23 protein-coding genes are annotated in these 24,643 nt (G+C 31.1%); 8 read left to right on the top strand and 15 right to left on the bottom strand.

Annotation, left to right across the window (positions count from 1 at the left end; genetic code table 11):
* Positions 1-5: 5 nt before the first annotated feature.
* The 3 genes from N5D90_RS12110 to N5D90_RS12100 form a co-directional block, all read right to left on the bottom strand.
* Positions 6-728: a CPBP family intramembrane glutamic endopeptidase gene (locus N5D90_RS12110; protein ID WP_260509601.1), complete on the bottom strand. Its 723-nt coding sequence runs from the start codon at positions 726-728 to the stop codon at positions 6-8.
* On the bottom strand, positions 729-2,249 hold the full coding sequence (locus tag N5D90_RS12105; RefSeq protein ID WP_280062601.1) for a histidine kinase: 1,521 nt from the start codon (positions 2,247-2,249) through the stop codon (positions 729-731).
* Between the two features lie 66 nt (positions 2,250-2,315).
* Positions 2,316-2,942 carry a hypothetical protein gene (locus tag N5D90_RS12100; protein ID WP_280062600.1) on the bottom strand — a complete coding sequence of 209 codons (627 nt, stop codon included), beginning with the start codon at positions 2,940-2,942 and terminating at the stop codon, positions 2,316-2,318.
* Between the two features lie 147 nt (positions 2,943-3,089).
* Here N5D90_RS12100 and N5D90_RS12095 point away from each other — a divergent pair, with 147 nt between their 5' ends.
* Complete coding sequence (locus tag N5D90_RS12095; protein WP_280062599.1) at positions 3,090-3,626, top strand: hypothetical protein; 537 nt, start codon at positions 3,090-3,092, stop codon at positions 3,624-3,626.
* Between the two features lie 70 nt (positions 3,627-3,696).
* Here N5D90_RS12095 and N5D90_RS12090 read toward each other — a convergent pair whose 3' ends face one another.
* The 7 genes from N5D90_RS12090 to N5D90_RS12060 are packed head-to-tail and all read right to left on the bottom strand — an operon-like array spanning position 3,697 to position 11,258.
* Positions 3,697-5,490: a BatD family protein gene (locus N5D90_RS12090; protein WP_280062598.1), complete on the bottom strand. Its 1,794-nt coding sequence runs from the start codon at positions 5,488-5,490 to the stop codon at positions 3,697-3,699.
* Positions 5,490-6,347, bottom strand: coding sequence for a tetratricopeptide repeat protein (locus tag N5D90_RS12085; RefSeq protein WP_280062596.1), 858 nt, complete (start codon positions 6,345-6,347; stop codon positions 5,490-5,492). Before N5D90_RS12085 ends, N5D90_RS12090 begins: the two co-directional genes overlap by 1 nt.
* A 17-nt stretch (positions 6,348-6,364) precedes the next feature.
* Complete coding sequence (locus N5D90_RS12080; RefSeq protein ID WP_038336169.1) at positions 6,365-7,375, bottom strand: VWA domain-containing protein; 1,011 nt, start codon at positions 7,373-7,375, stop codon at positions 6,365-6,367.
* Entirely contained in the window at positions 7,375-8,391 is a 1,017-nt protein-coding gene (locus N5D90_RS12075; protein ID WP_280062594.1) for a VWA domain-containing protein, read from the bottom strand. The genes N5D90_RS12080 and N5D90_RS12075 overlap by 1 nt, the downstream gene beginning before the upstream one ends.
* Positions 8,392-8,393: 2 nt before the next feature.
* Positions 8,394-9,359 carry a BatD family protein gene (locus tag N5D90_RS12070; RefSeq protein WP_280062592.1) on the bottom strand — a complete coding sequence of 322 codons (966 nt, stop codon included), beginning with the start codon at positions 9,357-9,359 and terminating at the stop codon, positions 8,394-8,396.
* Positions 9,359-10,231 carry a DUF58 domain-containing protein gene (locus N5D90_RS12065; RefSeq protein WP_280062591.1) on the bottom strand — a complete coding sequence of 291 codons (873 nt, stop codon included), beginning with the start codon at positions 10,229-10,231 and terminating at the stop codon, positions 9,359-9,361. The genes N5D90_RS12070 and N5D90_RS12065 overlap by 1 nt, the downstream gene beginning before the upstream one ends.
* 25 nt (positions 10,232-10,256) lie before the next feature.
* The gene (locus N5D90_RS12060; RefSeq protein ID WP_407932366.1) at positions 10,257-11,258 is read right to left on the bottom strand and encodes an AAA family ATPase; all 1,002 of its coding nucleotides are present in this window, start codon (positions 11,256-11,258) and stop codon (positions 10,257-10,259) included.
* Positions 11,259-11,482: 224 nt separating this feature from the next.
* Between N5D90_RS12060 and N5D90_RS12055 the strand changes: the two genes are divergently transcribed.
* The 3 genes from N5D90_RS12055 to N5D90_RS12045 all read left to right on the top strand — a co-directional run bounded on the left by N5D90_RS12055 (position 11,483) and on the right by N5D90_RS12045 (position 13,130).
* On the top strand, positions 11,483-12,088 hold the full coding sequence (locus N5D90_RS12055) for a hypothetical protein (protein WP_280062588.1): 606 nt from the start codon (positions 11,483-11,485) through the stop codon (positions 12,086-12,088).
* Positions 12,089-12,311: 223 nt separating this feature from the next.
* Complete coding sequence (locus tag N5D90_RS12050) at positions 12,312-12,665, top strand: hypothetical protein (protein WP_038336182.1); 354 nt, start codon at positions 12,312-12,314, stop codon at positions 12,663-12,665.
* Between the two features lie 24 nt (positions 12,666-12,689).
* Complete coding sequence (locus N5D90_RS12045; protein WP_038336184.1) at positions 12,690-13,130, top strand: hypothetical protein; 441 nt, start codon at positions 12,690-12,692, stop codon at positions 13,128-13,130.
* 222 nt (positions 13,131-13,352) lie between these two features.
* Here N5D90_RS12045 and N5D90_RS12040 read toward each other — a convergent pair whose 3' ends face one another.
* The 3 genes from N5D90_RS12040 to N5D90_RS12030 all read right to left on the bottom strand — a co-directional run bounded on the left by N5D90_RS12040 (position 13,353) and on the right by N5D90_RS12030 (position 17,926).
* A complete protein-coding gene (locus N5D90_RS12040; protein WP_280062587.1) occupies positions 13,353-15,092 on the bottom strand; it encodes a hypothetical protein in 1,740 nt (579 codons plus the stop codon).
* A gap of 12 nt (positions 15,093-15,104) precedes the next feature.
* Positions 15,105-16,256: an ATP-binding cassette domain-containing protein gene (locus N5D90_RS12035; RefSeq protein WP_280062586.1), complete on the bottom strand. Its 1,152-nt coding sequence runs from the start codon at positions 16,254-16,256 to the stop codon at positions 15,105-15,107.
* A 479-nt stretch (positions 16,257-16,735) separates the two neighbouring features.
* On the bottom strand, positions 16,736-17,926 hold the full coding sequence (locus tag N5D90_RS12030; RefSeq protein ID WP_280062585.1) for a phosphoglycerate kinase: 1,191 nt from the start codon (positions 17,924-17,926) through the stop codon (positions 16,736-16,738).
* A gap of 542 nt (positions 17,927-18,468) precedes the next feature.
* Between N5D90_RS12030 and rpiB the strand changes: the two genes are divergently transcribed.
* Positions 18,469-18,909, top strand: a complete 441-nt coding sequence (gene rpiB / locus N5D90_RS12025) for a ribose 5-phosphate isomerase B (protein ID WP_280062584.1) — start codon at positions 18,469-18,471, stop codon at positions 18,907-18,909.
* Between the two features lie 232 nt (positions 18,910-19,141).
* Positions 19,142-20,146 carry an aspartate--ammonia ligase gene (gene asnA / locus N5D90_RS12020; RefSeq protein ID WP_280062583.1) on the top strand — a complete coding sequence of 335 codons (1,005 nt, stop codon included), beginning with the start codon at positions 19,142-19,144 and terminating at the stop codon, positions 20,144-20,146.
* A gap of 133 nt (positions 20,147-20,279) precedes the next feature.
* On the opposite strand, the gene N5D90_RS12015 is transcribed toward asnA, so the two are convergent.
* Positions 20,280-21,077, bottom strand: coding sequence for a glycosyltransferase family 25 protein (locus N5D90_RS12015; protein ID WP_280062582.1), 798 nt, complete (start codon positions 21,075-21,077; stop codon positions 20,280-20,282).
* A 278-nt stretch (positions 21,078-21,355) separates the two neighbouring features.
* Between N5D90_RS12015 and rnr the strand changes: the two genes are divergently transcribed.
* On the top strand, positions 21,356-23,515 hold the full coding sequence (gene rnr, locus N5D90_RS12010; RefSeq protein ID WP_280062581.1) for a ribonuclease R: 2,160 nt from the start codon (positions 21,356-21,358) through the stop codon (positions 23,513-23,515).
* 41 nt (positions 23,516-23,556) lie between these two features.
* Entirely contained in the window at positions 23,557-24,240 is a 684-nt protein-coding gene (locus N5D90_RS12005; protein ID WP_038336200.1) for a LysE family translocator, read from the top strand.
* A gap of 40 nt (positions 24,241-24,280) precedes the next feature.
* Here N5D90_RS12005 and N5D90_RS12000 read toward each other — a convergent pair whose 3' ends face one another.
* Positions 24,281-24,640, bottom strand: a complete 360-nt coding sequence (locus tag N5D90_RS12000; protein WP_038336230.1) for a type II toxin-antitoxin system HigA family antitoxin — start codon at positions 24,638-24,640, stop codon at positions 24,281-24,283.
* Positions 24,641-24,643 lie beyond the last annotated feature (3 nt).

Below are 24,643 nucleotides of genomic sequence, written 5' to 3'. Positions count from 1 at the left end.
TTTTTTTAAGTTAATTCACGAATCGGTTTTCTTTCAAAAATTTTGTTCCAAACAAATAATAAAGCAAGTATAATGACAAAAATGATCAATGTTGCAAGATTTGTCTTAGCCATTAAAGCGTGAATTGTAGCTGGAACGATAATCGATTTTGTTCGAATTGTTGAAAAAGTTAATACAAAAGAAAAAACAATGCACAATAACATAAAAATTCCAAAACCTCCAAACTGATCGAAATCTTTAAAAATAAATAAGTGCCAAACTGCCCAAAATATTCCCGTTATAATGCTTTTTATTATCCAAAATATATTGCCTAAAGCATCATTCAAATAACCTCGCCACGTATATTCTTCCATAATATCATAAAGCAACGTAACAGAAATAAAAATCGCTGCCCACAAATGTTTATTAATTCCGTAATCGTTATTTATCCCATAAATTGAATAACCAACGAGTAATATAAATGGAAAAATCAATGTTTTGAAACCTTCTTTTCCTAGAAGAGAGACTTCTTTTTTAACTTTAGAGAATTTATAGAAAAGTAAACTAATTAGAAAAATAATCAACCCATGATTCATATTCCAAGGCAGTTGAAAATCGACTAAACCTCCAAAAATCAATTGTAAAAAATTAGGACATTTACGAATCAGAAAAGTTCCGATTAATATCAATCCATAAAAAATAATTATTCTAACCCAATTTGTTTGCTTTATTTGATTTATAAAATTCATTTATTGCCACTTTTTATTTTGCTCTTTTTCCAAGATTTCTTTGGCTTTATTCTCTTCCCAACCAGAACCATACGCAAAAACTTTTACAGCATTTAGTGCAACGCCCAATCCCCAACCTAAAACTGGCCAATAAAACCACCAATGTCCATTATTTGTAACTAAATTCAGAATAAAAAAGAATAAACTCATTACAACATAAGTTCCTAAATGCGCATAAAACTTTTTCAATTCTTTTGCACGCTCTATTGCACGTAAATAAGCTTGTTGTTCGTCAAAATTTTGTGTATTCATAGTTGTATTTTTTTGTGTTAATATGGGAAGTTCTACACGAAATAGTTGTTCATTTTTTTCGATGTTCACTTCTCGGTTAGAAATTAATTGATAACGATTAATAATATTTTTCAGCCCAATTCCTGTCGAATCTTTAATGGTTTCTTTTGGTTGGAAAGAATTTTCAATTATCAAATAATTATCTTTTTTATAAATTTTAATTTTCAAAGGTTTTTGATCAGATACAATATTGTGTTTAATCGTATTTTCTAATAAAATCTGCAAAGAAAGTGGTACAATAAATTCGGTTTCAGAGAAAGTTATTTGTTCAATTTCGAAATCGATGCTATTTTCAAATCTTAATTTTAGAAGGTTGACATAGGTTTTTGCAAAATTTATTTCTTCTTGAATCGACACAACTTCTTTGTCTTTTTGTTCTAAAACATATCGATAAATCTTAGAAAGCGATGTTGTAAAATCTATCGCATTATCTGGATTTTCTTCAATCAAACCAGTTAAAACATTCAAACTATTGAATAAAAAATGTGGGTCTAATTGATTTTTTAAAGTTTCGAATTGTGCCGTTGCTGTTTCTGCTTTTGTTGATTCTATGACAATTTTACGTTCTAATTTATTTTTTTTTCGATCGATAATAAAGAATAAAAACAAAAAGAAAACCGTGATAACTGCAACTAAAAGATAATTGATCGATTGATCGTAAAAAATATATTTCTGCAAAAGGAGATTCGCAAACTCCACGAATACATAATACAATACCAACGTATAAATAATAGAACGTAGAAAATACTTTCTTATCATTCTTTGTGAATCAGCTGATTCTGGTAAATTTTGCCTAAAATCATAAAAAATACTCGTATTTACAAAAGATGCTGCAACACTGAACGAAAAATATCCGATAAAATATTTGATGGCTTCTGGATGAAAAAATTGATTGAATGACACATTTGGAGATGTAAAAAATATTACGCTATAAATCATGACATTTACAACAAATAAAATCAGTAAATTTCTTAGAATTAACTTTTTATCAGAAACGATAACGCCGTCTAAAAACTTATAGAAAACAAGTCCTAGAAGTAAAAAACGAATAAAATATCCCAATATTCTTCCTAAATCTTTAGATGATCCAACAATAAAATTGCGATCATTTAGATTAAATTCAATAAGTAAAACAATTAATGCGAAAATTATTGAAAAAATAATTAACCCTTTTCTTTTTATATTATCCATATCAAGCAATCAAATTAATTAACCAATAAATAACTTCGTGAATAAATTGTGCAACTAAAGCTATCATTATTGTATGTTTTTACATTCGTTATTCAACAAGGCTTCAGCACGATCTTTTCCCCATTTCGGTTCATTATTTTTTGGCTTTTCAGCATCAAATAAAGCTAAAGATTTTTTTACATTTTTACAATCTTGTGTAATATCCATTCCGCTATATTTTGCTGCATTGATATTAAACTCTGCCAAACCTAAAACAGAACGCGGATTAGTTGGATTTAACATCAACGATTTTTGATAGATTTGTACTACTTCTGGATAATAAATTGCACCATTTTGCATTGGATTCTGCACAATTTCTGCTGTTAAATACAAAGCTTTCAAATTGAGAATTTCTATATTTAATGGATTATTTTTAACTAAATCATCGATTTGAGTTTTTACATTCGAAAGAATTTCTTCGTTTTTAGCAACATCTTTTGATTCGAAAGTTTTCAAAACTTCAGAAAAAGTCAAGTAATATTTAGGCAACCATTCATTTGGATAATCATTTACTAATTGCTTAAAATTAGCTTCAGAAGAATGATTTCCTTTGTTCCATTCCGTTAAAGTTTTATTCATATCTGATTCAAAATTCTTTTGTGCAAAAGTTGATACAGCGAATAAAATTGCGATTGTTAAGAAAATTGTTTTCATCATTTGTGTTTTTTAATTTGTTGAGTCAAAGTTCTTACAAACACTTTTTGTTTGAAATTATATGTTACCGAAATGTCAATTTTTGAGGATGAATTGTAAAATGGTTTCATTTTTGGATTAACATAATCAAAACTAAATCAATCAAATATGAAAAAACTCTTTTTAGCTACTTTACTTGTAACGGCTTTTGCAAGTAATACGAAAGCGCAAGTGACAGGGCGTTACAGCCAAGTTGCATTGACTGCGCCAGACGAATTGCGCGATAGTGAAAATGATGTGCAAATATCGAAAGACAAACAATCTTCGAAGAAAATTTGGATCGATCATTTGATTCCAAACAAGCGTATTTATGCGATTTCTTATTTGGCAAGTGATGAAAAAGTAATCTATACAATTCCGAAACAATTGGTCGGAAATTATCAAATCAATACAGGTTGTGTGGTGTATGATAACGATGAAAATCAATTGACAATTTCGGCGAATAATCCTGTTGATTGTATTGGAATTAGTCAAAAAGATTATGAAAATATTTCGGTTGGAAAAGATGGTGTTTCTGTAGGGAAAACGAAAGTTGGATCGAACGGAAAAATCTCAACAAACGGAGTAGAAATCAAAGGAAGTGAAGTGAAAGTTGATGCAAAAAAGTTGCTTTCTGGAATACAATATGTTGGACGTAAAGCTTAAAAATATTCAAAATAAAAGGGACAACTCAAAAACTGAGATTGTCCCTTTTACTATCTAAAAAACTTGAAATTTATTTTCGTAATAATTCTTCGGAAATATTTAGCGTTGCTTCGAAAACTTCTTCTAAATTTTGATGTAAACCACCAAAGGCATATTTAGCTTGTCGCGCATTATTCAACAACAATTTCCATTGTTCTACGGCTAATTCACTCACACCATTTTCAATCAGTTTATTTGCAATTACATCATCAGAGAAATGAGCTAAATCTGTATTCGTTTTTAATAGCGCTGCATTACACAAAATATTTTCTTGTAATTGATAAAAATCTTTTTGGTCTTCAGCGTTTATTTTTTGCTTCAACTCATCTAATTCAGCTGAAATTTGGCTCAAATTTATCGTTGGTTTTTCAACCAAAGTAAACTTCTGCGTTTCTGATTTTGGTTGATATGCTTCAAAATTATTTTGCTCGTTAAGAGGTTTTATTTTTGGTTCAATTGTTTGTTTTTGTGTCGGATTATTTTTCTTTCTCATCAAAAATAAACTTCCAGCACTCAATGCAATTACACCACCAGTTAACCACAACCAACCGCTTTTTCCTTCTTTTACATCATTCGTCATTTCTTCTATTTTATCAGAAATTGTCGAATCAGGTGAATTAGATGCCATAGCAGTTGCAGAAGAAGTTTTAGAACCTGAAACAGACAAATTAATCGAATCTGATTTCAAGGTTACATATTTCTCTTTAACAGGATCGAAATAACTAAATTCTACAGGCGAAATCGTATATTCTCCTCCAAAATTTGGTACAAGAACTGTTTGCTCAGCAACTTTTCCTTTCATTCCTGTATCATAGGTTTTATATGCATCACGTTTTTTTGGCGCAAATTTTTCTAAATTTTTTGGCGTTGTAATTTCAGGTAAATTAATGGTATTAAAGTTTCCTGTTCCAATAATTTCGACATCAAAATTTACACTTTCATTGGTAGCAACTTCTTTTTTATCAACCGAAGCATTCATTTTAAATTGACCAACTGCACCGCTAAAATTCTTTGGTTTTCCTTCTTCTGGAAGCGCTTTTGCATTAATCACAACTGGATTACTACGCACTTCTACAGGCTCTGCACCATATGTTGTTGGCAACACCACATCTACCGAAAACGGATCAATTTCTATCTTTCCTGGTTTTTGAGGAAAAACATAATAACGTGCAATTTCTTCAGAGAAATATTGTTTTCCTCCAACAATTTCTTGTTTGATATTTTCAGGAGAACTTTTAACTATTTTTGGGCTTAATCCATCTAAATTTCCTTGACGAAAGTTTTGTTTACGATTAAGATAAGATAAATCTTTTACGTATAATTTTACTGATAAACCAACTTGTTCATTCACATAAGGATTCGTTTTCGAAACTTTACTTTGCAGGAAGACTGGTTGAGAAGTATTACTTCTAAAATTGTTGTGCGTCAATCCTGTTCCTTTCACTACAACATCGACAGGTTTTGATGTATAGGTTTTTCCATTAATCACAATCTTAGCAGCTCCAATGCGGTATTTACCTTCTTTTTCAGCAACAAAAGCAAGGATAATTCCTTCTTCTATCACTCCTTTTCCATTCACATACGATACATTTTGCGAGCGTTGTTCACCTACAATTTGTAATCCTTTGTGTGGCGGATATTTCATTGGTTGATCAATCGAATAACTATCTGTGTTAGATTCGATAAAAAAGCCCACGCTAAATGCTTCCCCTAAACTGACCTGCGTTTTGTCTGCATCAGATTTAAAAGAAATTTGTTGTGCTAACGCTGTGATAGACGTTAAGGCAAACACTAAAAAGCTATTTAAAACGCTTGTCGTTGTCATTACCAATCCTTAGATGTTGTTGTTCGTTGTTTTTCTGCTTTTTGTTGAATAATTTTTCGTTGGGTTTTGGCTTCCTGATTTTGCAATGCTTTTAGTAAACCGTCTCCCAAATTATTCTTTGCATTATCTTGTTCTTTTCCGTCTCCATTATTTCCTTGTTTGATTTCTGGAGATTGATTATTTCCTTGTCCTTTATTATTTCCATTTTCACCTCCAGCTTTCGGATTTCCTCCTTGATTTTGCTGTTTTTGCTGATCAGATTGTTGTTGTTGAGATTGATTCTGATTCTGCTTTTGGTTATTTTGGTTTTGTTGATTCTGTTTATTCTGCTGCTGTTGTTGTTTTTGCTGATTATTTTGATCTTGTTTGTTCTGATCTTTATTATCCTTATTATTCTGATCCTTTTGCTTCTCACGTTCCTTTTCTAACATCTTTTTTGCCAATGCATAATTGTAACGTGTAGCGTCGTCTTTTGGATCATTTCGTAAGGCTTGTTTGTAATTATCAACAGCATTTTGATAATCTTTTTCCTGCATAAAAGCATTCCCCAAATTGTGATAAGCCAAATGTTTATCATTATTCGTTTTAGATACTTCAGCAGAACGTTTGTAATGTGCTATACTTTCTTTGTAGCGTTTTTGTTGAAATAAAGCATTTCCCAAATTGTAATTTGCTTTGACAGAAGTTGGATCTTCCATGGCAGCTTTCTTGTAGGCAACTTCTGCATTATCAAATTTTCCTTTTTGATAATACTCGTTACCTTCAACAATGTAGCTTTTCGCTTTCGATTGGCTATAACCAAAAACGGATAAAAGCATTATTCCTAAAAATCCTATTTGTTTTAAAAAGTACATCATTTTACCATACAAACTTACTATTTCTTTTTGTTAAAAATCTTATATTCAGATGTTAATAATTCCACAAAAAGTAAACAAACCGCAACCGCTAAAAACCACTGATAAATGTGATTCATATCTCTTGTTGTAGAGTTAGCAATTTCGTTTTTATCTAATCGGGCTTTATACATTGATAATGCGGATAATGCATCTTGTGTATTATCCAAATGAATATAAGTTCCGTTTGTATCTTGTGCCAATTCACGAAGATTTTTATCTTCTAATTTTGTAATAACTGTAGAACCTGTTTCGTCCTTTTTATAGTCTTCGGCGTAGCCATTGTAGTACATCGGAATTGGAGCTCCTTTGTCTGTTCCAACACCAACTGATACAATATGAATTCCGTTATCTTTTGCTATTTTAGAAGCTTGATTAACTGTATTTTCGTTGTCTTCTCCATCCGAAATTAACACAATTAATTTACTTGTATTCGCAGAACCTTTGAATGTTTTTGCAGCTTCCTGAATCGCATTTAAGTAATTTGTTCCTTGGCTCGAAATTAACTCAGTATTAACATTTTGCAAATAACTTTCGATTGCAGCATAATCATTTGTCAATGGAGAAATCGTGTAAGCATTCGCTGCAAACGCAACCAAAGAAGCTCTATCTCCGCCTAATTGATGTAATGTTTCTGTGATTAATTTTGTTGCTTTTTCTAATCGAGAAGGAGCAACATCTTGTGCATTCATCGAACTTGATAAATCTAACAAGAAAACCATATCAATTCCTTCGCGTTTTACTTGCACATCTCGTTCACCATAAAGTGGATCCATCAATGCAATTACCATTAAAAATAAAGCTACACAAAATGCAACAATTTTGAAACCATAACGCTTTGAAGATGTGATTGGAAAAACAAATGGAAATAATTCTTTATCTGCAAAGGTTTTCTTTACACGTTCGCGCCACTGAAATACTGTTATCGATAAAAATATAACGACAAACAATAAAATCATCAACCAAATATTATGTAATTCTCCCCACTGCATTAGATTAATTCTTTAAAAACGGTTCTTCGTAAAATGGCTTCTAATACCAAAATGATGAATGCAGGCAATAAAAATCGTGCAAACAATTCGGTATAATTATAATATTTGACTTCGTTAATTTCTGTTTTTTCAAGTTTATCAATTTCGTCATAAATGTTTTTTAGACTTTCATTGTTTGTTGCACGGAAATATAAACCTCCAGTTTTATCTGCAACTTCTTCTAACAGTTTTTCATCAATTTGTACAGGACGCATCTCAAAAACATAATCACCTAACATATCGTAACCAACAGGCATAGGCGCCATTCCGTTTGTTCCAATACCAATTGTATATACTTTTATCCCTTTCTCTGCTGCAATATCAGCGGCTTGTCTCGGTGAAACATACATCAAATCTCCAGAAGGATTTACACTTTCAACACCATCTGTAATCAAAATAACTACTTTAGATTTTGCCTTACTATTTTTAAGATGATTAACAGCTGTTGCTAAACCAACTCCAATTGCTGTTCCATCAGCTAAACTACCTGAATGTAACATTTCGATTTCTTGTGTCAAAACATCACGATCTGTTGTTAATGGAACACGTGTCAAAGCTTCTCCAGAATATTCGACTAAACCAACTCTGTCCGTTTTTCTTCCAAGTGAAAAGTCTTTTGCAACTTCTTTTAACGCTGTTAAACGATCAGGTTTCAAATCACGGGCTAACATACTCAACGACGTATCTACAGTCAATAAAATATCAACTCCTTCGTCCGATTTTACTTTTGTTGTAACATCTACATAACGTGGACGAGCCAAGGCAACAATGCACAAAGCCATCGCGATAATTCGCATCAAAAATAAAAGTGGTTTGTACGTCGCTAACGAACTTTTTGCACCTCCAAATGCTTTGAGCGAAGGTAATTTTAAGGATGCTTTTTTCTGGCTCGTTTTGCGAATTTCTCTGAAAATAAAGAAAGGCAAAGCAAGTAGTAAGAGTAAGATCCAAGGATTTTGAAACTCAAAATTTAGCATTCCTAATTGTTATTAAACTGTTTATATTTTTCTCCCGTCACTTGATCTTTTTTCAAATCTTCGTTCTCCGGAATTTCTAATGGTTTTACACGATCTACAAATTCATCTACCCAATTTCGGTGCGAAGTATTTGTCGGTTCATCAAACTCTTGTTTTGCGAATTTTACCAAATCAGCATCGAACAAAAATTGTTTAAATTTCTGCACATCTTCTGGTAAAACATCTGGTTTTGTCGCAACATATTTTACCAAATCATCCGACAAAATTTCTAATGCCGAAAAGTTATAAATACGTCCTAAATATCGTCTTACAATAAATGATAATTGCGTATAATATTCTTTTTGTTCACCACGTTTCAAATATTTCTTAGCATCCAAGGCTATCAAACTTGCTTTCGCTTCGTCGTATGGTGTTTTGTATGAATCTTTACCAGATAATTTCGATTTTGCGCGAACATATAATACAACCAAAACAATTCCGATAATAAATAAAATCAACGCAATAATGCCGTACAACCAATATTTATTCCAATAATCTCCAATAGAATATTCTTCTTCCATTACAGGTTTTATCGGGAAAATTGCATTTTTCGTTGTATCAACTGCAATATCTTGAATATCAATTTCGAGTTGTTTTGTTATTAAATCTTTTCCATTTTTCTGAATGATAAATGACGGAATATTAAATTTCCCTGCATCATATCCAGTCAATTCTAAATGTTGAACAATTTCAGATTTTCCATCCGTTTTTACCGTGTCAATTTTTTGACCTAAAACTTCGATGTGATGATTAATTGAATCTGAAATCGTAGGAAAAACAATTTTATCTCCTTCTTTGTAATCAACTTTTACTTCATATTGGATTGGCTCGCCAATTTTGATTGTCGTGCGATCCAATTTTGGCGTAATGTCTTGCGCAAACGAAAATTGAAGGATAAAAAAACTTACTAAAAGCAATAAATTCTTCATTAGGCTTTATGACTTTTAAAGTAGTTTAACAATGGGCGAACATAATCTTCGTCGGTACGAATACTGATTGCGCCTGAATGATTTTTCTTGAAAATAGATTGATAACGTTGATCTAAATCGCGGTAATATTGCGCATACTGTTGACGCAATTTCTTCGATGAAGTGTCTATCAAACGGATTTCGCCTGTTTCGTTATCTTGCACATGAACTAAACCTACGTCTGGAAAAGATTGCTCTTTTTCGTCATAAACTCTAATTCCAGTCACATCATGTTTTTTTGCCACGATTCGCAATGCTTTTTCGTAATCTGAAGAATCAATAAAATCTGAAAGAATAAAAACATTTGATTTTCGGCGAACCAAATTCATAAATGTTTCCAATGTTACTGCCAAATCAGTTTTTTTGCTTTTTGGCTCATACGAAACAATTTCTCTTACCAAACGCAACACATGTTGTTTTCCTTTTTTGGGCGGAATAAATTTCTCCACTTGATCCGAATATAAAATCAAACCAACTTTATCATTATAGGTAATTGCCGAAAAAGCCAATGTGGCGCTCAATTCAGCAATCGTTTCCATTTTAATTTGTTTTCGTGTTCCAAAGTTTTCAGAATTCGAAACATCAACCAATAAAAACATGGTTAATTCTCGTTCTTCTTCAAAAACTTTTACATAAGGTTCGCTATATCGAGCCGTTTTATTCCAGTCTATATTACGAACGTCATCACCGTATTGATAAGGACGAATTTCACTAAAAATCATACCTCCTCCTTTGAATGAACTGTGATATTCCCCCATAAAAAGGTTGCTCGCTTTACGCTTGCTTTTTAGCTCAATACGTTTTACACGTTTGATGATTTCTTTTGCATCCAAAGTTTAAATGATTTTGAATAGTGGTTTAAGGAACTGGAACAACATTAAGAATATTGTCTATAATTTCTTCTGGCGTAACATTTTCTGCTTCTGCTTCGTAGCTAATTCCGATACGGTGACGCAACACATCTTTTGCCATTGCACGTACATCGTCTGGAATAACATAAGCGCGTTTGCGTAAAAATGCATACACTTTTGAAGCTTGTGCCAAATTGATCGATCCACGAGGCGAAGAACCAAACGAAATCATTGGAACCAATTTTTCTAATCCAACTTTTTCTGGAAAACGAGTCGCGAAAATAATATCCAAAATATATTTTTCAATTTTTTCGTCCATATAAACTTGTTTCACCATTTCGCGCGCATCCAACAATTCTTGAATAGAGATTACTTTCTCAATTTTTGGAAAAGATTGATTAATCGAATTTCTTAAAATCAAACGTTCTGCTTCAAATTCTGGATAAGTAATGACCGTTTTCAACATAAAACGGTCAACTTGTGCTTCTGGCAAAGGATAAGTTCCTTCTTGTTCCACCGGATTTTGAGTCGCCAAAACCAAGAAAGGTTTTTGTAACAGATACGTTTCGTCACCAATTGTTACTTGACGCTCTTGCATTGCTTCTAACAAGGCAGATTGTACTTTTGCAGGCGAACGGTTAATCTCATCAGCTAAAACAAAATTGGCGAATATTGGTCCTTTTTTGATTCTAAAATCGTTTTCTTTTACATTATAAATAAGTGTCCCCACAACATCGGCAGGTAACAAATCTGGTGTAAATTGTATACGAGAAAAAGATCCATCAACAGCATCAGATAATGTTTTAATAGCTAATGTTTTTGCTAATCCAGGAACACCTTCTAATAAAACGTGTCCATTTCCAAGTAATCCGATTAATAGACTTTCAATCATTTTTTCTTGTCCAATAATCGCTTTATTTATTTCCGATGTCAACCTTGCAATGCTTTCGCTTTTTGCTTCTATTTGTTGGTTTAGTTGTTGTATATCCAAAATTTCGTTGAAATTAATGTTTATATTATTGATTCAAATTTCATCTAAAATTAACAAATACAATTGATTTAGAAATTAAAACTTTCATACAATATTGTTAAACTTTGTTAAGACAAAAGTAGTGTACCAAACGATTTGATTATTGTTTTTAGAAAAATTTATCCAAGACTTACAAACTATTTATAAACAATAAACGTTTCTAAATAATATTTATATTTTTACTGAAATCTATTAAAACTATTATGAAAAACTATTTATTATTAATCATTATTGTACTCGGTTCAAACATTTATGCTCAAAAAGAGAAAGTAAAATCTGGTACTGTCGATTTCTTAAAAGGACAATCTAAAATGAAAGTTATTTTTGACTATTCAAATCTAAAAATTAATGCAGATAGCATTACAGAAGCAGAATATGTTCAAAAAAAGATTGTTGATCTAAATGGCAAAAATGCTGGAAATGGAGATATTTGGAATGATAAATGGACTGGTGCAAAAGAGTCTATCTGGGAACCAAAATTTATGGAGTTATTAACTAAATATGGTGCAAAATCTACTGGAATTTCATTCTCTGAAAACGCTACAAATGCTCCTTACACAATGATTGTTAAAGTTGATTGGATTTATCCAGGTTGGGATGCATTTGTAATGAAACAAGCTGCAAAAGTATCTACTACTATTTCTATTGTTGATTCTAATAATTTTGAAGATAAAAAATTTGTTGTCAATTATAAAGAAGCTCCAGGAACTCAATTCGGTAATAATTATAGTGATGAATCGAGAATTGGAGAAGGATTCGCAAAAACAGCTAAAACTTTTTCTAAAATGTTAGAGAAAAAAATAAAATAATCTTTCAAAAAAATATATCAAAATCCATTCGATAAAGAATGGATTTTTTTATTCAATAAATTTGACAATTTTGTTAAAAACTTTAATAAATCCTTTATTTCACCGCTACTTAACACTCGTTTACCTCAATATTTTTGACATCCTTTTTCTGTGTTGCAACTTTGTTTCAAGAAAAATGAAAAGAATATAATTCTAACATTAGTTGTAAACAAAAACATAGATTATGAAAAAAGCATTTTTATTAGCAAGTATGATGATGGTGATGGCAGTTTCTGCTCAACAAAGACCACAAGGAAATAATCAACAACAAAAGGATAAAGTAGAACATACGCAAACAAATTCTGTTGATAGACAGTTGAAAAAATTTGATCAATATAATTTAACAACTTCTCAGAAAAAGAAAGTAAAATCTTTGTTAGAAAGTAATTTATCAACATCAAATTTCAATAAAAAATTAGAGAAAATCTTGAGTAAAAAACAATATGCTCAATATATAAAAGATCAAAAAAATACATCGAACAAACCAAATGTTTCTCAAAAATCTAAATCAACAGATAGTAGAAAAACACATAAATAATAAACACAATAAAATTTAAACAAAATGAAAAAAGTATTTTTATTAGCAAGCATGATGATGGTAATGACATTATCGGCACAAGAAAGACCACAACAAGGTGAAAAATCTGGAAACAGAAAAGAGCAAAGAGAACGTCCGACTGTAGATCAACAATTGAAAGAATTTGATCAATACAATTTGAGTTCAGCTCAAAAGAAAAAAGTAAAATCGTTGTTAGAAAGTAGAGATTCTGACATGAAAAAAGAGTTTGCAAACAGAGACAAAAATTCTACTCAAAAAGGAGAAAGAGGTTCTCGACCAGAAAAAGGTACAAACGATTTTGATACTAAATTAGAGAAAATTTTAGACAAAAATCAGTTCAATCAATACAAACAAGATCGTGAAAAACGTATGAAATCTGAAAAATTTAGTATGCACAAAAAACGTGATGCGAAAGGAAATAGACCTTCCTCTAAATGTGCATAAAATCATAAAAAATAGGGTTAACCTACAAATTTTGATGGTTAACCTCTATTAATTTAAATTTTGAAAGAATATTTTAAAATTTGTGTGAGTTTAAAAATTATTATTGAATAGCACAATGTGTTATTTCATTTCATAAGTAAGTTTTTTTAAAGTAGTTTTTAAAATTCATTTTCATTCAATTATCAAGTGAAAAGCGAGCCGATTTAGCTCGCTTTTCTTTTTTTATTCTTCTGGCATTGCTTGCCATTTTTTGTAAAGATTGATGATGAAATAAAAACTTATTAAATATAAAATTGGATTGATGTAAAGAAAAATTTCTGCAAATTCTTGTAACATCAACAATTCTTTATTTGTTTGTCTCAGTTCATAAATACTTATTTTGCTTGTTGAATCATATAACATTTCTGCACGTAAATCTGTGTAAAAACTAAGCATCACAATTCCGATAAAAACATTAGTCGCAACAAACCAATTAAGATTAACACCGGTTAAAATTTTATACTTTTTGGAACGTAAACCAATCAGTGTAATCGCTATAAATACAATGTAAAAAACAAATAAAATAATATAAGGTGTAAATTGTGTATAACCGATACTTGCATTGATAGATATTCCGAAAACACTTCCTAAAATTGCCAAAATTCCTGCGCCAATTAATGAAATTAACCAAACTTTGAACGAACTAAATCTGAACGTTATAATCAAAACAGTAATGATTAAAGCAATTAGTAAATAGTATTGAATAAGTTCTAACCAAGTGGAACTGTATTTAGCAAGCTCAATATTTTCATACACTCTATTTAAACTTGATTGGTTGATGTAATCTTGTTTTTTATAATTTATTTCTTTGTAATTTAAATTTGAATCTATAAAATAATACGGATATTGAGGTAAATAATCAATCCAATTTTTATGTTTGAATTGATAACCAATTTCTTGTTTTTTTAATAAATCGGTATAACTATTCAATAAATTTTCAATTGCTTTTCGATCATTTTTTTGCAACAAAGCAATCCATTGTTCATCGTAAAATTGATGATTTAAAGTAGAATCTTTCGGGTTGTTAAAAGCCAAAACACTATAATTATACAAACTTGCTAAGTTGAAATACGTTTGTGGTTTTTCTGAAGCGTTTACAGGACTTGCATACGAAGCTGAATCTATACCTATTGCAACCGAATCTACAGCTGCTACATCGGGATACGCCGCTTCTTCATAAAGCTGATTTGTAGACGAATTATTCTTTTTTAGAGGTTGATATGTTTGATTAAAATTAATTTTAGAATAACTAAATCTCTCGGGAAAATAATCTCTTAATAAGGTTTCAAACTCAGGATTTCTGAAATACGGCTCCAAAAAAGGATTATACGAATCATGTGGATTTTCTCTTAAATATTCTCTCTCATTTTTTTCATACAATTCTCTTGTTTCTTTCTCCGAAACCAACGAATCAAAAGCTAGAACAGGCAAATTTCTCGAATAATTATCGTAACCAAATTCTGATCGAAGTGTAAAACCTTGTGTTCTGTTGATAATGTCGATATCTTTCAAATACTGTTCTTCACTCATATAATTTGAAACCCGAAATTTAAGACCAGTTTTGAATGAATTTGGCACATAAAACATCAAAAATATAATAAAGAAAACGGCCAGAAATTCTTTGAATAAATAATTTCTTGAGGTTGGATAATTTGATTTGAAACGATTATTTTTAATATAGAAATACAGCCAAATAACGCAAATAATGACACCAATTAACACATAATAAATAATAATTCCTGAGTTGAAAAACACTTCGTAAAGTCCACTTTCTTGCAGTTGAGATTTTTTAGTAAAAAATAGAAATCCGTTGATAAATGCAATCAAGTTGAAAACTAAAATCGTCAACAAAATCCAAATAAATTTTAGATTCCAAATCAGCGGATATTTTGTAATTAAAGTTTGATTTATTTTTTTGAACATAGTTGGTTAGTTTTAATTGACAAAAAAGCGACGACTTGATTTCGAAATATCTCGAATGTATTTTATCTTCAATGATGATTTTCCGATTTCGGACAGAATCATATTCATCGAAATTTCATCATCAAAATATGCGATATACGATCCTCCATTAAATTTTATTTGCTTAATTTCGATGTTAGATAAAGCTGTTAATAACTCTTCTTTTGTGTTTTCCACATCAATTTCAACAATCGTAAAATCACCTTCCAAATCATTTGTATCTCCTTCTATTTTAAGCTTTCCTTGCTCCAAAAAGAGAACTTCTGTCGATACTTTTTCAACTTCGTACAATTGTTGAGAACTCAAAATAACACCAAAAGGATTGCGAATAGATTGTGATAAAAATTTCAAATCTTCGAGAATAATTTGTTGCGCCAAAATATCCAAATTCGCCAAAGGTTCGTCTAATAACAAGACTTTTGGACGACGCAATAACGTTCGCGCCAACTCGAATCGCATTTTGTAACCAGACGACAATTGTCGCCATTGCAAATCCTTGTACGGCCAAAGCCCCAAACGCGCTAACATCACATTAGCCAACAACCAATTTTCTTCGTTGTAAATATCATAACATGTCAAGGTAAACTGTAGATTTTCCATCAACGAGCCATATAAAACCTCAATTCGTTGCGGCACATAAACCAATTTAGTTTTCAGCTCGAAACTAAACGGTTTTGCTTTAGAAAAATGATAATTTATTTCGCCAGAAGTTGGTTTCAATTCACCACAAATCAAACGTAGTAAAGTTGTTTTTCCATTTCCATTTTCTCCAACTAATCCAACAACTTCACGTGATTTCAAATCAAAAGTGATCGGATGAAGTTTAAAATTTCGGCGATGATAAGCTTTTTCAACATTGTTGGTTGATATCAACGTTTCTTCTTTCTGAAAGGGCGGAGGAGAAGCTTGTTTCAACTTTTCCACTAATTGTAAAGCTTGCGTTGTTTTATTTTCGTTCGTAGAATTCTCGTTATAATAAAGATCCGAATAGGAGATAATCTCTTTGTAAAAAGATATCTCACCCAAATCCAACACACAATCAATTAATCGGCGATAGCCCAAATCAAGATCATTCTGCTGCAAATGATTTTCTACTTCGTTTAGTCGTTGGTTAAATTCATTCATAGATTGATTATTAAATCATTACGAATATAACAATCCTTTTCTACAAATAAAATGGCTAATTGTAGGGAGATTTCAGTTTCAACAATTTTTGATAAACTATCTTAATTACTTTTTAATTTACTATTTGTCAAATATTTATAATTAACAATTTTAAATTTATTAAATCGATTTAGTTCTAAAATCATCATTATTCACAAGTTTTAATAAAGTCTATTCATAACTTTTTAATTCATTTATATTGAATAGTTTACTATTAACAATTTAAGTAATTAATCAAGCTATAAACATTCTTTTTATAACTCAGTTGAAAAGCAGTTAATTTATTAATTAACAAATGATTATAATTAACAATTGTCAAATAGAAATAAACTCAGTTTCTCATAAAGTGTGGTTCTGAAAACGAGTTCAGGATGACTTTAAAAGTCACAAAAAAAGCCGAGCAAATGCTCGGCTTTCATTTATCTTAAAAAATTGTTGTCTTATTTTAAAATTGCAGCAACTCCTGGTAATTCTTTACCTTCCAACGATTCTAACATTGCGCCACCTCCTGTAGAAACGTAGCTTACTTTGTCATCGTAACCAAATTGTTTTACGAAAGCAACAGAATCTCCTCCACCAACAAGTGAAAAAGCGCCGTTTGCCGTAGCTTCAGCAATTGCATCACCTAAAGCAATAGTTCCTTTTGCAAAATTTGGCATTTCAAAAACACCTAAAGGACCATTCCAAAGAATTGTTTTCGAATTGTTAATTACATCTGCAAAAACTTTTGAAGATTCTACACCAACATCCATTCCCATCCATCCATCAGGAATTTCATCTGAAGGAACTGTTTGTGTATTTGCATCATTACTAAAATTATCAGCGATTACATTGTCAACTGGTAAATAAACTTTTACATTATGTTTTTCACATTCAGCCAAAATTTCTTTCGCTAAATCTAATTTATCATCTTCTACCAACGAATTTCCGATTTTTCCTCCATTTGCTTTCACAAATGTATACGTCATTCCACCACCAATAATCAAGTTATCAATAACTGGTAAAATATTGTTGATAATCGTAATTTTAGAAGACACTTTAGCTCCTCCAAGTACCGCTGTTACAGGTTTTTCTCCGTCCGCTAACACTTTGTTAATAGCTGTTAATTCTTGTTCCATTAACAAACCAAAACATTTATTTTCCGGGAAAAATTCAGCAATAATTGCAGTCGAAGCATGTGCGCGGTGTGCAGTTCCGAACGCGTCATTCACATAAATATCTCCAAATTGAGCCAATTCTTTTGCAAAGTCTTTATCTCCAGCTTCTTCCTCATTATGGAAACGAACATTCTCCAATAATAAAACTTGGTCTGATTTTAGATTACTTACTTTTTGTTTCGCATCATCGCCAATAACATCATTTGCAACGATCACATCAACGCCAAGAATTTCTGAAACTTTTGATGCAATATGTTTTAATGAATATTTATCATTGAATTCGCCTTTAGGACGTCCCAAATGACTCATTAATACAACAGCACCACCATCTTTCAATATTTTGTCGATCGTTGGTTTTGCAGCTCTAATACGTGTATCATCTGTCACATTTAAGTTTTCGTCTTGCGGAACATTGAAGTCAACACGAATCAATGCTTTCTTGTTTTCGAAATTGTAGTCGTTGATTGTTTTCATATTTTGATTTGAAATTTTGAACTACACAAAAGTAATCAAACTTTCATTTTGAGACTTAAAATCATTCAATACAATTTTCAACTATTAACAATTCATAATAATATATATAGTTTAATTAATTTTTAAATTTTAAAAAAAGAAAAATATGTTACTATTATTAGCACTGTTAATATGTGGATAACTAAAGTGAGATAAATTTTATTTAATAGCAATTAACAAGCTATTATTTGTAATTTTGTTTTGTAATGAAAGAGTTAGATATTCTATCAACAATTTATCATTTTGGTTGATAAACAACTTTTGTTAAAAAGAAGTTTTGTGAAAACTATTCATAACGGTGTGTAAATCTTTTATGCCAAAATGAAAACTTTTACTTGACTTGTATTGATTTATTTCTAATTGATTTTTTGAATCAGATTTCCAAATTTTTCTATCGAAAAGTTATTAGTTTTATTCAATCATCTTTTAACAAGTTGTTACGTTTACTTAACATTTGATTTACAATTATTTAAACAAAAACAACAAAAACACCTGTTAATTAAATGAAAATTGCAATCGGAGCGGACCATGCTGGGTTCGATTATAAGGAGAAATTAGTACCCTTTTTAACAAGTCAAGGATTTGAGGTTGAGGATTTTGGTACGTTCTCAACAGCGAGTGTTGATTATCCTGATTTTGCACACCCAACGGCACTAGCTGTAGAAGATGGAAAAGCAGATTTCGGAATTTTGATTTGTGGTAGTGCGCAAGGCGTTACAATGACTGCAAATAAACACCAAGGAATTCGTGCTGCATTATGTTGGATGACGGATATTGCCAAGTTAGCTCGTCAACACAATAATGCAAATGTGTTAACTTTACCTGCACGCTTTATTGCGTATGAATATGCAGAGGAAATTGTAAATACATTTTTAGCAACAGAATTTGAAGGTGGTCGTCACCAAGGACGAGTAGATAAAATTGCTTGTTCATATAACGGATAATTTTATACATCTATTATAAGATACAAAATAGGTCAATTCGTAAGAGTTGATCGATTTTTATTTTAAAAATTAAATTTAAAACTATTGTAAGGTTTAAATAGTTAAGTATAAATAATATTTTAGATTTAAAATTAAATATTTTTAAACCAATTTAAGTCAATAGTAAATTTATTGATTGTAGCTGTTCTACTTTTACATCAGTTAAAAAAACAAATCATTTAAAGATTAAAAGATGAGCAGAGCATTATTACGTAGAGAACAAGCAATCTCTTTTGTAAAAGAAGAATTTTCGAAAGGATTACAAAAAGAATTAAACATTATTCCAGTTTCTGGACCATTGGTAGTTTTGGATGGAACAGGTATTAATGATGATTTGAATAGTATCGAAAGACCTGTAAAGTTCCCTATAAAATCTTTGAATGATAAAAATGCGGTAGTTGTGCATTCTTTGGCAAAATGGAAACGTATCCGTTTGAAAGAATTAGAAATTGAGCCAGGCGAAGGAATTATAACAGATATGCGCGCTTTGCGTCCAGACGAAGATTATTCGCCAATTCATTCTATTTATGTGGATCAGTGGGATTGGGAAAAAGTAATTGTGCCTCAAGATCGTCAATTGGATTATCTTTTTTCGACAGTAAAATCGATTTATGAAGTTATTAAACAAACTGAGCAAAATGTTGAAGTAAAATATCCGCAATTGAAAGCTGTTTTACCAGAACAAATTACATTTATTTCGTCTGAAGATTTATTACAAAAGTATCCAACATTTACACCGAAACAACGTGAAAATGCAATTTGTAAAGAATTTGGAGCTGTTTTTATTTACGGAATTGGAGGAGAATTGAGTAATGGAGAATTACACGATGCACGTGCCGCTGATTATGACGATTGGAGCACAGAAAATAGTGCTGGTTTTAGAGGTTTGAACGGAGATATTTTAGTTTGGAATCCTGTTTTAGAATCTGCTTTCGAGTTATCTTCGATGGGAATTCGTGTAGATAAAGAAGCTTTGACGAAACAATTAGAAATTAGAGATTCTTCGGATCGCAAGAACTTATTATTTCACTCAATGTTGTTAGATGATAAGTTAACAGAATCTATTGGAGGTGGAATTGGACAATCGCGTATGTGTATGTTTATGTTGAAATCTCGACACATTGGTGAAGTGCAAGCGAGTATTTGGGACGGAAAAGTAAAAGAGAAATTAAAAGAAGAAAGCATCGAATTATTATAAATGAAAAAGCAGTTTCAAAATTTTGAAACTGCTTTTTTTGTATTTTATATAGAAATTAACAATGTTTATAACTGTTGATAAAGGTTGTTAATTTGTTTTAATTCAGGTATTTAATCTATTTTATAATTGTTGATTAAGAAATGCGTTCGTTTTTCTTTGCAATAAAACTATCATAGAATTTTTTGAAACCATGATGATTGATTAAATAGAAATATTTAGGTAATAATCGATTCAATTCGTATTGAATTTGTCTTGGAAATTTAGACTTTCTTAAACTACGATCAATCTGAATTTGCGTTTCTACTGGAGCTGGTTTAACAAGCGATGGAAGAAGGTTATAAATTCTCAAACCAAATTCCCAGGCATGCTGTAAATCACAATCAATAGGACGTTGAATTGTAGGAAGTGGAGTTTTAATTTTATTCAGAAATTTTTCTGCTGCTTTTCTTGTCCAAATTGCTGCAATTGTTGTGATTGGAATACTCGTTCCACAAGCTGCAATTATATATTTTTGGTCAACATCAGCTATTTTGATATGCTTTCGTTTTCCATTAAACAACTTCAAAACATCCCAATGATCTTTTACTTTTAAATCATTATATTGATTCATTGCTTTTTCTACAGCAGATTTAAAATCATTAACCAAAATAGCATCATCTTCTATAATTAAAGCAAAATCATTTTCAGAAGCCAAAAAAGTTTCTAGCGTTTTCACATGACTCAAATAACAACCAATTTCTCCAGGAACTAAATCGCGGTCATATTTATTTTTTACTTTATAGGTTGACGAATCCAAAGTTTTGGCATCTACAGCAGAAATTCTTTCGTAAGTAATCTCACATTTTTCGAATTCTTTTTGCATCAATTCAAGCCGATCCGTAGCTCGATCAAGGTTAATCAAGTAGGTTTGGTATAATGGTTTAGTTTTCATTCAATTAATTATCAATGCAAAAATAGTTTTTTTGGCTCAATTTTCGCAATAAATCAAAACGTTACAAGTAATCTTATCCTTTCCATAACATAGAATTGGCTGTAAATTGTTATTTTAGAAAAAGGATATATTACCTTTGCAGTGGTTATGTTGTTTATTAACATCTTATTAATAGTTATTAAAAATAATTTGATAATCAAATAATTAAGATGTTTATTTATTAACTATTTTAAAATAAATCTCTAAAAAACAAGAAGAGATTTGACAGAAAACAAATTATGCCAAGAAGAAATTTTAAAAATACAAAGGCGAAAAAAGACAAAAACATAACAAAGTTTACGAAGTCTATCATCGAAGTTTTATTTCAAAATCCGAATAAACCTTTAAATTATAAACAAATTGCAGCAGCTTTAAACCTAACAAATCGAATTGATACAGAATTATTGATTAAGAATTTGAATGTTTTATTAGCTGACAAGAAGATTTCTGAAGTAGAAAGAGGAAAATACAAAATCAATGCAACCAATGATTATATGGTTGGGATTGCGGATTTGACTTCTTCAGGGAGTGCTTATATTATGATTGATGGTCTTGAACAAGATGTCTTTGTACAAAAAGGAAAAACGAGAAATGCCTTAATGGGCGATACGGTTCGCGTATATGTTTATCCAAAAAAACATGCCAATCAATCGAGAGCAGAAGGAGAAATTGTAGAAATTATCGAGCGCAATAAAACTGAATTTACTGGTATTTTCGAGCTAGGAAAGAACGGAAATTTTGGTTTTGTAACGATGCAAAATGGTAATCATGATTTCTTTATTCCGAAAGAGAAAATTAAAAATGCTCAACCAGGAGAAAAAGTTGTGGTTCGATTAACAAATTGGCCAGAAGGATCTAATTCACCATTTGGCGAAATCACGCAAGTTTTGGGTAGTCCAGATGATACGGATGTAGAAATTCATGCGATTTTGTTAGAATACGATTTGCCAGCTCAATTTCCTGAGGAAGTAGAAGAGGAAGCAAATCAGTTGGATACTTCGATAGATGAAGCCGAAGCAGCTCGCCGTAGAGATATGCGAAATGTAACGACATTTACAATCGACCCGAAAGATGCAAAAGATTTTGATGATGCTTTATCTATTCGAAAATTAGAGAACGGAAATTGGGAAATCGGTGTTCACATTGCTGATGTTACGCATTATGTTCGTCCAGGTTCGTTAATCGAGCAAGAAGCATACAAACGTGCAACTTCCGTTTATTTGGTGGATAGAGTAGTGCCAATGTTACCTGAAGTTTTGTCGAATGTTGCATGTTCTTTGCGTCCAAACGAAGATAAATATACGTTTTCGGGTGTATTCGAAATGGATGATAATGCAAAGATTGTAAAAACATGGTTTGGTAGAACTGTAACGCATTCAGACAGACGTTTTACATACGAGGAAGCGCAAGAAATTATCGAAGGAAAAGATGGAGATTTTAAAGATGAAATCTTGACTTTGGATCGCTTAGCGAAAACAATGCGTGGAAAACGTATGAAATATGGAGCGGTTAATTTTGATAAAGTTGAAGTAAAATTCGATTTAGATCAAGCGCATAATCCGCAAGGAATTTTCTTTAAAATTTCGAAAGATTCGAATAAATTGATTGAAGAATTCATGTTATTATGTAACAAAAAAGTTTCTGAATTCATCAGTTTAGATAAACACGGAAAAGAAAATGCGAACACTTACATTTATCGTGTTCACGATGATCCGAATCCAGATAAATTATTAGACTTAAAGAATTTTATTCGTCAATTTGGTTACGAATTAGAGATTGGAGACCGTAAAACAACTATTAATTCGATGAACAAATTGTTAGCAGAAGTGAAAGGAAAACCAGAAGAGAATATGGTGGAAACTTTGGCTATGCGAACAATGGCGAAAGCAAAATATACAACAGAAAATATTGGACATTACGGTTTGGCGTTCGATTATTACACGCATTTTACATCGCCAATTCGTCGTTATCCAGATATGATGGCGCACCGTTTGTTGCAAGATTATTTAGACGGTAAAAAATCTCCTGCAGCGGCTGTTTACGAAGACAAAGCAAAACACTGTTCATCTCGCGAAAAAATTGCCGCAGAAGCAGAACGTGAGTCAATCAAATACATGCAAGTAAAATACATGGAGCAATTTGTTGGCGAAACGTTTGATGCGTTTATTACAGGCGTACAAGATTATGGAATCTTTGTTGAAATTCCAGAAACGCGTTGCGAAGGTTTGATTCGTTCTCGTGCTATGAAAGGTGATCATTTTGTTTTTGACGAAAAAAATCATGCATTAGTTGGAAAAAGAACTGGCGTGAAGTATCAGCTAGGAAGTCCGGTTAGAATCAAAGTTTTAAATGCAGATTTAATCAAGAAGCAATTAGATTTTGAATTAGTTGATGCTTAATTTTCATATTTTAGACTTATCTTGCAGACCTTAATTATGTTATGGAAATAATATTTTCGGCCATACTAATAGGTTTTTTGTTAAGTACAATTCTTATTGGACCTGTATTTTTCTTACTTATTGAAACCAGTTTGCGTAGAAGTTGGAAAACCGCTGTAGTCCTAGATTTGGGAGTTATTGCAGCTGATATTTTGTGTATTGCAGCAGCCTATTACGGAAGTAAAGATTTTACAGATTATGTGACCAATCATCCAAAGTTTTACCGCATTTATATCATTGCAGGTTTCTTTGTATTGATTTACGGAATTTTCATGTATTTCTCTAAACCAAAGCTACATATAGAAGGCGAAGCGGGATTTGTAAGCAACAATTATTTGAGAACATTTATCAATGGATTCATCATGAATTTGTTGAATATCGGAGTCATTGTTTTTTGGTTTGTAATTGTCTCTTCAATTATGATCCAATATCCAAATCCAAGCAATTTTATGCTTTACATGGGAGTTGTTTTGACCACCTATTTTGTAATCGATTTGGGAAAAATATTTTTGGCAGGAAAACTTCAAAAACGTTTTACCGATCAAAAAGTATTTATGGTACGAAAAGGGGTCGGAATTTGTCTTTTAATCTTTGGATTAATCATTATCCTAAAAGGCTTCGGATTCTTTAAAGAAATCGATCAAAAGATAGAGCATCAGCTCATTAATCAAGAACAAACAAGTTAGAAATATAAACTCCCTTCAAATTTATTTGAGGGGAGTTTTTTTATTCATATGGTTGAATTAATACTTCTGATGGAATATTAAGTTTCTCGGTTAATTTTCGAATCATACTAAGCGATAATTTTCTTTTCTTATTCAATATTTCGCTTGCTCTACTCTTTAAACCGATTATTTCTGCTAAGTCATTTTGTGAATAACCTAATTGTTCTATTCTAAATTGTACTGCTTCTATTGGATCAGGAAATTCTATAGGAAAATGTTCTTCTTCATATTTTTCAATTAGAATACTTAGAATTTCTAATTCATCACCTTCTTCAGTATTTGGTTCAGCATCAAAAATCATTTCTAAACGTTCTAATGCCAAATCATAATCTTGTTCTGTTTTTATAGGTTTAATATGCATAAT

The sequence above is a fragment of the Empedobacter sp. GD03797 genome (assembly GCF_029842105.1).
Lineage (GTDB): Bacteria > Bacteroidota > Bacteroidia > Flavobacteriales > Weeksellaceae > Empedobacter > Empedobacter falsenii_C.
This window is presented reverse-complemented; position numbering and strand designations above follow the sequence as displayed.